The organism is Nonomuraea sp. NPDC023979 (assembly GCF_040639085.1).
In the GTDB taxonomy this organism is placed as follows: Bacteria; Actinomycetota; Actinomycetes; order Streptosporangiales; family Streptosporangiaceae; genus Nonomuraea; species Nonomuraea ceibae.
This window is the reverse complement of the sequence record NZ_JBEZZG010000018.1, coordinates 139,185-151,693: the sequence shown is the minus strand read 5'-3', so window position 1 is coordinate 151,693 and position 12,509 is coordinate 139,185. Positions and strand designations below refer to the sequence as shown.

15 protein-coding genes and 1 riboswitch are annotated in these 12,509 nt (G+C 72.5%); of the genes, 6 read left to right on the top strand and 9 right to left on the bottom strand.

Translation table 11 applies throughout. From position 1 onward, the window contains the following. Positions 1-20 precede the first annotated feature (20 nt). A complete protein-coding gene (locus AB0G11_RS28550) occupies positions 21-1,364 on the bottom strand; it encodes an ankyrin repeat domain-containing protein (protein WP_357589538.1) in 1,344 nt (447 codons plus the stop codon). A gap of 154 nt (positions 1,365-1,518) precedes the next feature. On the opposite strand from AB0G11_RS28550, the gene AB0G11_RS28545 reads away from it, so the two are divergent. Next, a complete protein-coding gene (locus tag AB0G11_RS28545) occupies positions 1,519-2,181 on the top strand; it encodes a DUF1707 domain-containing protein (RefSeq protein WP_357589536.1) in 663 nt (220 codons plus the stop codon). 85 nt (positions 2,182-2,266) lie between these two features. Here AB0G11_RS28545 and AB0G11_RS28540 read toward each other — a convergent pair whose 3' ends face one another. The 5 genes from AB0G11_RS28540 to AB0G11_RS28520 all read right to left on the bottom strand — a co-directional run bounded on the left by AB0G11_RS28540 (position 2,267) and on the right by AB0G11_RS28520 (position 5,903). After that, the gene (locus AB0G11_RS28540) at positions 2,267-3,154 is read right to left on the bottom strand and encodes a CbiX/SirB N-terminal domain-containing protein (RefSeq protein ID WP_357589534.1); all 888 of its coding nucleotides are present in this window, start codon (positions 3,152-3,154) and stop codon (positions 2,267-2,269) included. A gap of 23 nt (positions 3,155-3,177) precedes the next feature. Continuing rightward, positions 3,178-3,906, bottom strand: a complete 729-nt coding sequence (locus AB0G11_RS28535; protein WP_219519602.1) for a phosphoadenylyl-sulfate reductase — start codon at positions 3,904-3,906, stop codon at positions 3,178-3,180. Continuing rightward, the gene (locus AB0G11_RS28530; RefSeq protein WP_219519600.1) at positions 3,903-4,046 is read right to left on the bottom strand and encodes an Insertion element protein; all 144 of its coding nucleotides are present in this window, start codon (positions 4,044-4,046) and stop codon (positions 3,903-3,905) included. The genes AB0G11_RS28535 and AB0G11_RS28530 overlap by 4 nt, the downstream gene beginning before the upstream one ends. Next, entirely contained in the window at positions 4,043-5,716 is a 1,674-nt protein-coding gene (locus AB0G11_RS28525; protein WP_219519598.1) for a nitrite/sulfite reductase, read from the bottom strand. The genes AB0G11_RS28530 and AB0G11_RS28525 overlap by 4 nt, the downstream gene beginning before the upstream one ends. Before the next feature lie 103 nt (positions 5,717-5,819). After that, the gene (locus AB0G11_RS28520; RefSeq protein ID WP_311132608.1) at positions 5,820-5,903 is read right to left on the bottom strand and encodes a putative leader peptide; all 84 of its coding nucleotides are present in this window, start codon (positions 5,901-5,903) and stop codon (positions 5,820-5,822) included. A 76-nt stretch (positions 5,904-5,979) separates the two neighbouring features. Between AB0G11_RS28520 and AB0G11_RS28515 the strand changes: the two genes are divergently transcribed. Beyond that, entirely contained in the window at positions 5,980-6,333 is a 354-nt protein-coding gene (locus tag AB0G11_RS28515) for a glutaredoxin domain-containing protein (RefSeq protein WP_246647105.1), read from the top strand. Here AB0G11_RS28515 and AB0G11_RS28510 read toward each other — a convergent pair. After that, the gene (locus AB0G11_RS28510) at positions 6,330-6,458 is read right to left on the bottom strand and encodes a hypothetical protein (RefSeq protein ID WP_281427552.1); all 129 of its coding nucleotides are present in this window, start codon (positions 6,456-6,458) and stop codon (positions 6,330-6,332) included. The genes AB0G11_RS28515 and AB0G11_RS28510 overlap by 4 nt on opposite strands. Before the next feature lie 61 nt (positions 6,459-6,519). On the opposite strand from AB0G11_RS28510, the gene AB0G11_RS28505 reads away from it, so the two are divergent. From AB0G11_RS28505 to glyA, 4 genes are all read left to right on the top strand, one after another. After that, on the top strand, positions 6,520-6,894 hold the full coding sequence (locus AB0G11_RS28505; protein ID WP_219519595.1) for a YccF domain-containing protein: 375 nt from the start codon (positions 6,520-6,522) through the stop codon (positions 6,892-6,894). 60 nt (positions 6,895-6,954) lie between these two features. After that, the gene (locus tag AB0G11_RS28500) at positions 6,955-7,887 is read left to right on the top strand and encodes a YihY/virulence factor BrkB family protein (RefSeq protein WP_219519592.1); all 933 of its coding nucleotides are present in this window, start codon (positions 6,955-6,957) and stop codon (positions 7,885-7,887) included. Between the two features lie 25 nt (positions 7,888-7,912). After that, positions 7,913-9,418, top strand: coding sequence for a serine/threonine-protein kinase (locus tag AB0G11_RS28495; protein WP_357589532.1), 1,506 nt, complete (start codon positions 7,913-7,915; stop codon positions 9,416-9,418). Between the two features lie 23 nt (positions 9,419-9,441). Next, positions 9,442-9,524: riboswitch (ZMP/ZTP riboswitch) on the top strand. Positions 9,525-9,549: 25 nt separating this feature from the next. Continuing rightward, the gene (glyA, locus tag AB0G11_RS28490; RefSeq protein WP_219519586.1) at positions 9,550-10,800 is read left to right on the top strand and encodes a serine hydroxymethyltransferase; all 1,251 of its coding nucleotides are present in this window, start codon (positions 9,550-9,552) and stop codon (positions 10,798-10,800) included. A gap of 273 nt (positions 10,801-11,073) precedes the next feature. Here the strand turns inward: glyA and AB0G11_RS28485 are convergent, their stop codons facing one another. Beyond that, positions 11,074-11,790: a zf-HC2 domain-containing protein gene (locus AB0G11_RS28485; protein WP_357589530.1), complete on the bottom strand. Its 717-nt coding sequence runs from the start codon at positions 11,788-11,790 to the stop codon at positions 11,074-11,076. Further along, the gene (locus tag AB0G11_RS28480) at positions 11,787-12,326 is read right to left on the bottom strand and encodes a sigma-70 family RNA polymerase sigma factor (protein ID WP_357589528.1); all 540 of its coding nucleotides are present in this window, start codon (positions 12,324-12,326) and stop codon (positions 11,787-11,789) included. The genes AB0G11_RS28485 and AB0G11_RS28480 overlap by 4 nt, the downstream gene beginning before the upstream one ends. Positions 12,327-12,509: the final 183 nt, after the last annotated feature.

The window sequence follows — 12,509 nt, the reverse complement described above, 5'->3', positions numbered from 1 at the left end:
GAGGCTTTACAGGGCCCGGCTCAGGCCTCGGTGACCAGCTCCACGGCGTACGGGTCGTCGGACTCCTCCAGCACCCGCTTGGCGCCCTGCTGCGCCCGCTCGTCGCCGCGCGCCCGCAGCCCCCGCGTCGCCTCGGCCACCGTGCGCAGGTCGGCGTCGTCGAGCCGGGCCGCCAGCGCGTCGCGGATCTGCGGCGTGTCGGCGTCCAGCCCGGCCAGCCCCGCCGTGGCCCAGTCACGCACCTCGGTCTCGTCGTCGCGCGTCATGTCGATGAGCAGCGCCAGCCCCTCGGCGTGATCCGGCGGCAGCACGTCGGCCAGCGCGATCGCGTCGGTCATCGTGCGCTTGTGACCCGGACGGCCGATGACGTCGAGCACCTGCGGCAGCGCCCTCGGATCGCCCGTGTGGCCCAGCGCGGCCAGCACCGAGCGCAGCACCTGAGAGTTGCCCTCGGTGGTCGTCATCTTCTGCAGCAGCGGCAGCGTGCGCTCCAGATAGGGCTTGTCCTCGCTCGTCACGCCGAACTGGGCGATCGCGTCGACGCCGAACTCACGCTCCCTGGCGTCCTCGCTCACGCACAGCTTCGCCAGCGCCTCGTACGTCTCGTCGTCGGCCCGCTTGCCCAGCGTGTCGGCCACCACCCACCACGTCTCGGCGTCCTCGTCCACGTCGCGGTGCGCCAGCGCGCGCGCCACCAGCCGGTCGATCGGCGTGAAGACGCCCGCCGCGTCCTCCAGCAGCGTCGCGATCGCCGCGTGGCCGCGCTGCGCCTGCACCTGCTCGCTCTGCGACCCGTCGGCCGAGCGGCCCGCCACCGTCACCAGCTCGGTGCCGTCCTTGGCGAACTGCCGCGCCACCACGTACTCCCAGTCATCCTGCCCGATCTGGTCGAGCAGCGCGCTCTCCAGGTGCACGCCCAGCCAGTCGGCCGCGATGTCCAGCGGCGTGTCGCCGTCGCCGTCGTACTTCTCCGGGTCGGCGCCCGCCGCCAGCAGCTCACGCACCACGCCCAGCGCGCCGCGCCGGGCCGCCAGCGACAGCGGCGTGTCGCCGGACTCGTTGACGGCGTCGACGTCGGCGCCCGCCTCGATCAGCACCCGCGCCGTGTCGGCGCTGCCGTTGGCGGCGGCCCACATCAGCGCCGTCCAGCCGCCGCTCTCCCGGCCGTCGGCCTCCGCGCCGGCCGCCAGCAGCGCCCCGGCGGTCTCCACCCGGTCCCAGGCGGCCGCCGCGCACAGCGGCAGCCCGCCCTCCTCGTCCGCGCCCTCGCTGGCCACGTTGGGATCGGCCCCCTGGGCGAGCAGCTCGCCCACCGCCTCGGTCTCGCCGTTCAACGCCGCCCGGTAGAGCTGTTCCTCATGCATGACAGGGACCCTAGCCTGGCCCGGCCGCGCCGCGGGACCAAGCCGGGGCCCGTGTCACCAACTGATACGCACAGGAGGGGGTGAGCGGTTCGGGGGATGCCGATTCCTTCTTCGGGAGGATCGCAAACCCCCGCAAACGCGATATGTTGCGAGTATGACTGACCCTGGGGAGGTACGGGCCTCCGACGCCGAGCGGGAAGCCGTGGTGGAGATGCTGCGGGAGGCCTCCGTCGAAGGACGGCTCACGCTCGCCGAGCTGACCGACCGCACCGAGGCCGCCTACACCGCCACCACGCACGCCGAGCTGGCCCTGCTCACCCAGGACCTGCCCGCGGCCCCGGCCGTCCCCGGTCAGGTCCAGCCGCGCGAGGGCAGGAAGCGGCGCTGGTTCGTGGGCATCATGGGCGACACCAAGCGGCGCGGCACCTGGCGCATCGACCAGGAGCTCGGCGCCGTCGCGGTGATGGGCGACGTGCTGCTCGACCTGCGCGAGGCCGAGGTGCGCACCGATCTGGTGGAGATCACCGCCGTGTCCGTGATGGGCGACGTGAAGATCATCGTGCCTGACGGGGTCAACGTGGACCTCGACGGCGTGGCCATCATGGGCGACAAGCGCGTCGACGTGCAGGAGGCCGCACCCGGCACCAGCGCGCCCGTCGTGCGCGTGCACGCCTACGCGGTGATGGGCGACGTCAAGGTGCTCGGCGACTCGCGGGCCAAGCCGCTCAAGCGGCGCTGGTCGGCCTGGCGCGAGCACTGGCGGGAGCTGCACGGCGACGACTGGAACGAGCGCCGCTCCCTCGACCGGGGCTACTGAGACCCGGGCTGCTGAGACCCGGGCTGCTGAGACCGGGGCTGCTGACGGGCCCGCCGCCCGTTCACGCCGGGCGGCGGGGATCAGCTCATGAGGCCGCCGCGTCCACGGGGGCGCGCAGCGCGGCCTCGTAGCGCCGCAGCACCACCTGGGCCAGCTCCGGGGCAGGGCCGAGCACGTCGGCGACCACGTCGGCGCCGGCGGCCAGCGTGTCGCGCCGCACCTTGTCGGCGAAGTAGCCGGGGGCCAGCAGGTAGGGCGCCACCGCCACGCGGGGCGCGCCCGCCCGCCTGAGCAGCGCGACCGCCTCCGCGGGCGTCGGCCCGGCGGCCGACGCGTACGCCGCCGTCACCGCCCACCAGCCGCCGCCACCGCTGGCAGGGCCCGTTGCGCGGCCGCCCAAAGGGCCGCCCAAAGGGCCGCTCAAAGGGCCGCTCGTGGGGTCGCTCAATGGGCCGCTCGCACGGCCGGGGGAGGGGCGCCAGGTGCGGGCCAGGTCCGCGACGACCGCGTTGGCGCGCGCGTCGCTGGAGCCCGCCGAGACGAGCACCACCGCCGTGCCGGGATCGCCCGGCGTCACGCCCGCCTCCTCCAGCCGGCGCTCCAGGACGGACACCAGCAGCGGGTGGGGGCCGAGCGTGTCGCCGTAGTGGACGCGCAGCAGCGGATCGCGGGCACGCGCCTCGTTGAGCGCCGCCGGCAGGTCGACACGGCTGTGGTAGGCCGCCGTCAGCAGCAGCGGCAGCACCACGGCCTCCGCGTGCCCGTGCAGCGCCTGCGCCAGCGTCGGCGCCGAGTGGTCCAGGTACGCGCCGCGCACCGGCAGTCCGGGCCGCGCCCGCCGCACCTCCTCCAGCAGCGCCTCGACCGTCGCGGCGGCCCTCGGGTCGCGCGACCCGTGAGCCACGGCGACCAGCGGCACCCCGCCGCCGGGCGGAGAGCCGAGCGGCCCGCCTTGGCCCGCCCCGTCTGCCAACGGGGCGGGCCGGCGGCCGGGAGTTACAGGTGAATGCCGCATTCGACCTTCCCCAGCCCCGCCCAGCGGCCGCTGCGCGGATCCTCCCCCTCGGCGACCTGGCGCGTGCACGGCGCGCAGCCGATCGAGGGGTAGTTGTCGTAGTGCAACGGGTTGATCAGCACCCCGTTGTCGGCCATGTAGTTGTCGACGTCGTCCTGGGTCCAGGAGGCGATCGGGTTGACCTTGACCATCTGCCGCTTGGCGTCCCATTCGACGACCTTGGTGCCGGTCCGGGTGGCGGACTCGTCGCGGCGGATGCCGGAGATCCACGCCAGGTAGGGCTCCAGGGCACGGTTGAGCGGCTCGACCTTGCGCAGGTAGCAGCACAGGTCGGGGTTGCGGCCGAACAGGCGCGGCCCGAGGTCGCGGTCCTGCTCCTGGACGGTGCGCGACGGCTTGACGTTGATCACGTTCACGTCGTAGACCTGCTGGACCGCGTCGCGGGTGCCCACGGTCTCGGCGAAGTGGTAGCCGGTGTCGATGAAGAGCACGTCCACGCCGGGCTTGACGCGGCTCACCAGGTCGATGAGCAGGGCGTCGCTCATGGAGGAGGTCAGGCAGAGCCGGTCGCCGAACGTCGCCGCCGCCCAGCGGATGATCTCGCGGGCGGGCGCGTCCTCCAGGAAGACGGCGGCCGACTCGACGATGTCCTGCAGGTCCAGCGTGCCGCGTTGCTGCGTCAGCCCGGCCTCGATGTCGACGAGCGTCACAGGTTCACCCCGATTCCGAGAAACTTCAGCTTGAAGGCGCGCGAGCAGGCGCGGCAGTACCAGCCGCCGTCGCCTTCGTACGGTTCGAGGTCCTCGTCTCCGCAGTAGGGGCAGTGGAAGGGCACGGCGCGTGCGGTCATTTGAGGTCCGCCTCGTCGGCGCGCTGCACCCAGTCGGCGAACGTCTCGCCTTCCTTCTTCTGCTCGTCGTAGTGCGTCACGACGCGCTCCACGTAATCGGGCAGGCCCTCGACGGTGGTCTTGAGGCCGCGCACCTTGCGCCCGAAGCCGGAGTTGACGCCCAGCGAGCCGCCCAGGTGGATCTGGTAGCCGCCGACCTGGTTGCCGTTCTCGTCCATGACGAGCTGGCCCTTGAGCCCGATGTCGGCGGTCTGGATGCGGGCGCAGGAGTTGGGGCAGCCGTTGACGTTGATGGTCAGCGGCTCGTCGAACGTCGGCAGCCGCCGCTCCAGCTCGTCGATCAGCCGGGAGGCGCTGGCCTTGGTCTCGACGATCGCCAGCTTGCAGAACTCGATGCCGGTGCAGGCCATCGTCTGGCGGCGGAACGTCGAGGGGTTGACCTTGAGGTCGTTGGCCTCCAGCTCGGCGACGATGGAGTCGACCTGGTCGGGGGCGACGTCGAGGATGACCATCTTCTGCTCGACGGTGGTGCGCACCCGGTCGGAGCCGTGGCGCTCGGCGATGTCGGCGATCAGGCGCAGCTTGTCGCCGTCGAGGCGGCCCACGCGGGGCGCGAAGCCGACGTAGAAGTTGCCGTCGTGCTGCGGGTGGACGCCGACGTGGTCACGCCGGTTGGCGCGGGGCAGCGCGGGCGCGGGGCCGTCGGGCAGCTTCTCCTTGACGTACTCCGTCTCCAGGACCTCGCGGAACTTCTCCACGCCCCAGTCGTTGACCAGGAACTTCAGCCGCGCCCGGTGCCGCAGCCGCCGGTAGCCGTAGTCGCGGAAGATGCCGATCACGCCCGCGTAGACGTCGGCCGCCCGCTCGGGGGCGATGAACACGCCGAGCCGCTTGGCCAGCATCGGGTTGGTCGACAGGCCGCCGCCGACCCACAGGTCGAAGCCCCGCTCGCCCTGCTCGTTGACGACGCCGACGAACGCCACGTCGTTGATCTCGTGCACGGTGCAGTGGGCCGAGCAGCCGCTGAGCGCCGTCTTGAACTTGCGCGGCAGGTTGGAGTAGGCGGGGTTGCCGATGAACTTCTCGTTCAGCTCGCGGATCTGGGCGCTGGCGTCGATCACCTCTTCGGCGTCGATCCCGGCCACCGGGCACCCGATGATCACGCGCGGGGTGTCGCCGCACGCCTCGGTCGTGCTCAGGCCGACGGCCTCCAGCCGCTCCCAGATGTCGGGCACCGACTCGATCTCCACCCAGTGGAGCTGCACGTTCTGCCGGTCGGTGATGTCGGCGGTGCCGCGCGCGTACTCGTTGGACAGGTCGGCGATGACGCGGAGCTGGCGGATGTCGAGCTGGCCGCCGTCGATGCGCACCCGCAGCATGAAGTAGCGGTCGTCGAGCTCCTCCGGGTCGAGGATCGCCGTCTTGCCGCCGTCGATGCCGGGCTTGCGCTGGGTGTAGAGGCCGTACCAGCGGAAGCGGCCGCGCAGGTCGGCGGGGTCGATCGAGTCGAAGCCGCCCTTGGAGTAGATGTCGATGATCCGCTGGCGGACGTTGAGCCCGTCGTCGGCCTTCTTGCTCTCTTCGTTCTTGTTCAGCGGCTCTCGGTAACCGAGGGCCCACTGGCCTTCGCCGCGCGGGCGCTTGTGGTGCCGGCTGGCAGGGGTGCTCATTGCGCGTCCTTTTGGGTTTATGGGCGCGCGCAGCGTTCCTCCTGCCTCGTCATCGAGTGCAGGGGAGAGGAGGTGCGACGCGCTCAGCGGAAGAAATCTGCGGTTACCGGGCGTCGCAACAGATGGCACTGCGGACACGCTGAAGGTCGACGTGGCGTCGGCCGACGAGCATGGGGTCCGCTGGCATGCCTCGAAGATACCCCGGCGGCGATCGATGTCCAAGACCGGGTCCAGACTCTGGACTCGCCCGGTACGTTCGCGGTATGTCTCCCCTGATGACGGCCCTGCTCATCGTCGCGGCCCTCTACGTCGCCTGGACGGTGCTCGCCAATCTGCCGCGCCGGGGGCGCTCGGCCTCCCACAGCGGGGCGGACCGCGCGGGCGTCGTCGTCTACTGGCGGCCGGGCTGCCGCTACTGCATGCGGCTGCGCACCGGGCTGCGGTTCACGCCGCTCGCCTACGCCGAGGTGAACATCTGGCGCGACCCCGAGGCGGCGGCGTTCGTCCGGTCGGTCAACGGCGGCGACGAGACGGTGCCCACCGTCACCGTGGGCGGCCGGGTGCTGGTCAACCCGTCGAGGCGGCAGCTCCTGGAGGCCGCCGGTCAGGCCGGCTAGCCCTGGCGCAGCCAGTTGACGACGGGCTCGTCCGGCTCCGGCTCGGGCTCCTGGTGCTGGCAGTCGCACCACGACCCGCCCCGGCACTCGTCGTGACGTCGTTCCTTGCAGCGTTCGCAGATCACCCCTGCATTATCAGGGTGATCCCCGATGTGGGCCGGGTACGCACGGTGACATGCTGTGACCATGCGCACCATCCTCAACGTCATCTGGCTCGTGTTCGCCGGCATCTGGCTCGCCATCGGCTACGCGCTCGCCGGGATCGTCTGCTGCGTCCTCATCATCACGATCCCGTTCGGCATCGCCTCGTTCCGGATCGCCGCCTACGCGCTGTGGCCGTTCGGCAGGACCGTGGTGCGCGACCCCGAGGCCGGGGCGCTCACGCTGATCGGCAACGTGATCTGGTTCCTGGTCGCGGGCATCTGGCTGGCGATCGGGCACGTGCTCACGTCCATCCCGCTGTTCGTGTCCGTCATCGGCATCCCGCTGGGCGTGGCCAACATCAAGATGATCCCCGTCTCACTTCTCCCGCTGGGCGCACGCATCGTCGACAACGCCTAGGGCAGGACGAGGGGGACGTAAGCTGTCCCCGAGAGTCACTGCGAAATAGCGTTGGGTGCCATGACGTCCACGGATGCGCCTGGCCGGTCCAAGAGGCGGCTCGCCGCCCAAGCCCGGGCGAGGCTGAGCTGGGTGCGCGACACGAGGTCGTGGGCGACCGCCCGCGCCGCGACCAACGCCGGCGTCAACTACCGGGTCACCGGCCTGGCGGGCGAGGCCGCGTTCTTCGCCCTGCTGTCGCTGCCCCCGTTCGTCCTGGGACTCATCGGCGTGCTGGCCAAGCTCGGCACCTGGCTCGGCAGGCAGCGCGTGCGCGACATCGAGGCGTGGGTGATCGACCAGGCCGGGCTGCTGTTCACCGACGACGCCGTCACCGGCGTCGTCCGCCCCTTGCTGGCCGACGTGCTGCGCGACGACGCGAGCAAGGTGTCGATCATCTCGCTGGGCTTCCTGCTGTCGCTGTGGTCGGGCTCGCGCGCCCTGTACGTGTACGTGGACCTCATCTCCGTCGCCTACGGCCTGGGCGAGGAGCGCGGCATCATCCGCACCCGCCTCATGTCGTTCGGCCTGTACGTGGTCGGGCTGGTCATCGGCATCATCGTGATGCCGATCCTGGTCATCGGGCCGACGCTGCTGCGGGGCGTGCTGCCGGGCCAGTACGGCGTGCTCATCGACGTGCTCTACTGGCCGGTGGTGATCGTCGGCTCGGTGCTCTTCCTGACCGTGCTCTACCACGTGAGCGTCCCCGTGCGCACGAAGTGGTACCGCGAGCTGCCCGGCGCGATCCTCGCGCTCATCCTGTGGATCGTCTGCGCCGCCGTGCTGCGCGGCGTGCTGGCCGCCTGGTTCACGCCCGTCTCGGTGTACGGGTCGCTCGCGGCGCCCATCGCGGTGCTGCTCTGGCTCTACATCACCGCGCTGGCCGTGCTCATCGGGGCCATCCTGAACGCCGAGGTCGACCGGCTCTGGCCCGGCCTCGGCCGTGCGAAATGACCGTCGTTCCGCCATAATCGCCCCGATGGAGGCGCAGCAGAGGGTCGGTCCGTACGTCCTGCTCCGCAAGCTCGGCGAGGGCGGGATGGGCTTCGTCCACCTGGCCCGCGACGGGTCCGGCAGGCAGGTCGCGCTGAAGATGATGCGGCCCGAGCTCGCGGCCCGCGAGGAGTTCCGGCGCAGGTTCGGCAAGGAGGCGGAGGCGGCCCGGCGGGTCGCCCGGTTCTGCACCGCGCCCGTGCTCGACGCCGGGTTCGACGGCGGCACGGCCTACCTCGTCACCGAGTTCGTCGAGGGCCCCGACCTGGCCGGGGTGATCCGGCGGCACGGGCCCATGACGGGCTCCAACCTGGAGGCGCTGGCCGTGGGCGTGGCCACCGCGCTGGCCGCCATCCACCAGGCCGGCGTCGTGCACCGCGACCTCAAGCCGTCGAACGTGCTGCTGAGCCCCGTGGGGCCGCGCGTGATCGACTTCGGCATCGCGCAGCTCGCCGACACCGCCGACCTGCCCTTCACGGTCGCGCAGAGCATGGGCACGCCCGCGTACATGTCGCCCGAGCAGGCCAGGGGCGAGCCCGTCACCCCCGCCGGCGACGTCTTCGCGTGGGGCGCGCTGATGGCGTACGCGGGCACCGGCAGGCCGCCGTTCGGCACCGGGGGCGTCGCCGAGGTCGTCTACCGGGTGGTCAACCACGCGCCCGTGCTCGACGGGCTGGACGAGCGCATCCGCTCGCTGGTGGAGCGCGCCCTGGACAAGGACCCCGCCCGGCGGCCCACCGCCCAGCAGCTCCTCGACCGGCTGCTGGGTCGTACGGAGGTCCGGGTGGACGCCGCCACGCGGGTGGTGTCGGAGACGTGGACCCCCGTCCTGGCGCCGGCCGCCGGCGCGCCCGCGGCGCCCTACCCCGCGAGCTCCTTCCCCGCGAGCTCCTTCCCGGCGGGCCCCGGCGGCGGGAACGGCGGCGGGAACGGCGACGGCCGGCCGGGACCAGGACCGGCCGGGCGGCGCGGTGGGGCGGCCGGGCGCGGGCGGCGGTGGGTGCCCGTGGTGACCGCGCTGCTGGCCGCCGCCGTCGGCGCCGGCGTCACCGTGGCCGTCCTGCGCCCCTGGGAACAAGCCGCCGGCGAGCCCGGCACCCCCGCCGCCGCCAGCACGATCGACGCGCTCGGCAGCAGGCTGAGCGTCCAGGTCGACTCCCTCGTCCGGCAGGGCCGCACCGTCCGCCTGCAGTGGACCGTCAAGAACGTCGGCGAGGAGAACGCGCCCCTCGCGGGCAAGCTCGGCCGAGGCGCCCTCGACTCCACCGCCTCGCGGGTCAGCCTGGTCCCGCCCGGCGTCGGCTCGCCGATCTACCCGGCGAGCAAGGACGGCGGCTGCGACTGCACCGACCTGCCCGTCGCCCCCTTCCAGGGCGGCGACCAGGTCCAGCTCTACGCCATCTACGCGAACGTGCCCGAGGACGTCGCCCGCGTCGACGTCGACATGGGCCCGCTCGGCGTCATCAGGAACGTGGCCATCACCCCGAGCTGACAGCCCCCGCGCTTCCGATATCGTCAAGGCGTCGCGACTGGCGCAATCGGTGGGATCGACCACCAGGGAGCGGAAGGAGCGGAGGCCGTGCGCCTGGGTCTTCGCAGGATGTCAATGATGACAGGAGACTCATGAGTTCTCTCGCTAGCGTCGACCCGCAGATCGCCGAGCTCATCAAGGCCGAGGAGCGCCGCCAGGCCGACACGGTCAAGCTCATCGCCTCGGAGAACTACGTGTCCAAGGCGGTGCTCGAGGCGACCGGCACCGTCCTGACCAACAAGTACTCCGAGGGCTACGCCGGCAAGCGCTACTACGAGGGCCAGCAGGTCATCGACCAGATCGAGACCGTGGCCGTCGACCGCGCCAAGGCGCTGTTCGGCGTCAACCACGCCAACGTCCAGCCCTACTCCGGCTCGCCCGCCAACCTGGCCATCTACATGGCGTTCCTGCAGCCGGGCGACACCGTGCTGGGCATGGGCCTGCCGTTCGGCGGCCACCTCACGCACGGCTGGTCGGTCTCGGCCACCGGCAAGTGGTTCAACCCGGTCCGCTACGGCGTCCGCCAGGACACCGGCCGCATCGACCTCGACCAGGTCCGCGAGCTGGCCCTGGAGCACCGGCCCAAGCTCATCTTCTGCGGCGGCACCGCCATCCCGCGCACGATCGACTTCGAGGGCTTCGCCGCGATCGCCCGCGAGGTGGGCGCCGTGCTGGCCGCCGACATCGCGCACATCGCCGGCCTCGTCGCCGGCGGCGCCCACCCGTCGCCGGTCGGCCACGCCGACGTGATCTCCACCACCACCCACAAGACGCTGCGCGGCCCCCGCGGCGCCATGCTCATGGCCACCGCCGACGAGCACGCCGCCGCGCTCAACAAGGCCGTCTTCCCCGGCCTGCAGGGCGGCCCGCACAACCACACCACCGCGGCCATCGCCGTCGCCCTGCGCGAGGCGTCCACCGACGACTTCAAGGCCTACGCCCACCAGGTCGTCGCCAACGCCAAGGCGCTGGCCGACGAGCTCGCCTCGCGCGGCTTCGACCTGGTCTCCGGCGGCACCGACAACCACCTGATCCTGCTCGACCTGACGCCCAAGGGCATCGGCGGCAAGCCGGCCGCCCAGGCGCTCGACCGGGCCGGGCTGGAGACCAACTACAACACGGTGCCGTTCGACACGCGCAAGCCGTTCGACCCGTCGGGCATCCGCATCGGCACCCCGTCCGTCACCTCGCGCGGCATGCGCGAGGCCGAGATGCGGCAGATCGGCGCCTGGATGGACGAGGTCGTCACCGCGCTGTCCAAGGGCGACGCCGAGGACGTGATCACCCGCGTGCACCGCGAGGTCAGCGAGCTGACCGCGCAGTTCCCCGCGCCGGGCCTGTAAGCGAGTCCCCCGGGCGACCGGGAACGCCCCGCCGCACGGGCTCTCTCGTGCGGCGGGGCGCCGTCGCTCCCGGGGCGGGCCGGATGCCCCGGAGCGAGGGCCGACCGGCGAGCGGGGAAGGCCGCCGTCGGCCGTGGGTGGTTCGTCCCGGAGGTGACCGGCGTGTCCCCTGATCACGCCGGTCACGTACTCGTCGTACGAAAGCAGTACGGACGGCGGGCGGCCCCGGGTTCAACGGACGACGGGAAATCCTCCGTACCGGGGCCGCCTCCGTCACACCTTCACGGTCAGCAGGGTGGCGCCCTCGGTGGTGACCACCTCGAAGTGGTCGATCCGGTCGAGCGGCAGCGCGCTCGCGCCGTGCACGTACAGCGGCCCGGGAGAGCCCGGCACGCCGTAGCCGGCGGGCGGGACGGCCCAGCCCATCATGATGCGGCGGTCGCCGTCGCGCGACACCGCGACCAGCGCGCACTCCAGCGGCCCCTTGACCCCCGCCAGCTTGAGCGCCGCGTGCGTGCCCCAGCCCTTCGACTCCAGCACCAGCCCGCCCGTCACGCCGCCGCTGCCGACGCCCTCGACCGGCGTGCCCGCGGCGTAGAACCGCTCGGCCGGGCCGATGCCGTCGTGCGGCGAGGCGACGGGCGCGGCCGGCGACCCGCCGCCGAACTGGGCGCCCGCCACCAGCCCGCCCGCCACCAGCGTCACCGCCGCCGCCACTCCCACCAGGAACGTGCCCCGGCGCGACCGCCGGTCGGCCGCCTGCTTGCGGCGCAGCAGGTCGATCACCTCGGCGGGCTCCTCACCCCGCGGCGGCTCGTCCTCCAGCGGACCCAGCCCGGTCAGCGCCTGCGCCACCCCGGACAGCTCCGACAACTCCGTCACACACGGCCGGCAGTGCGCCAGATGCTCCTCGAACGCCCGCCTGTCGTCGTCCTCCAGCAGGCCCAGGGCGTAGGCGCCGACATCGGTGTGCTCCACACGCGCGGTCATGCCGTCACCCCCCTCTCCTCCAGCGCCACCCGCAGCGCCCGGACCGCGTAGTAGACCCGGGACTTCACGGTGCCCACGGGGATGCCGAGCGCCTCGGCGGCGTCGTTGACCGACCGGTCCCGCAGGATCGTCTCGTTGAGGATCTCGCGATGGGCCGGCGACAGCGCCCGCAGCGCCTCGGACACGACCACCTGGTGCAGCAGCTTCTCCATCTCGTCGGGCACGGGCAGGCTCTCCAGCGGCCCGTCGCCCAGCTCCGCCGGGCGCGACTCCCGCCGCCGCCGGTCATCGATCACGATACGTCTGGCGACGGTCGCGAACCAGGGCATGAGCGAGGCCGCGTCAGGATCCAGCCGCTCGGCGCTGCGCCAGGCCCGGATCATGGTCTCCTGGACCACGTCCTCCGCCCACTGCCGGTCACCCGCCGTCAGCCGGACCACGAACGCCAGCAGCGGCCGGTGATACTGCCGGTAGAGCGCGGACACGACCACCTCCGGGTCGGGCCGCGCCCGCCTCATCCAGTGCCGTAACCGCATGGGGGCTGCCCCCTCTGCCGAGGGTGGGGGATACGTGCTCAGTCGCATCTTTCCCCTTTCTCGCGTCCGTCGGCAGGGGGTACGGCCCGCGTCCCCGCCCGGGTTCAACCGGGCCGGCCGGGCGGCGTCCGAAAACCGGATTGCGTCCCTCCCGGCGGGTGCCGTAAAGTCGCCTCGCGAAAC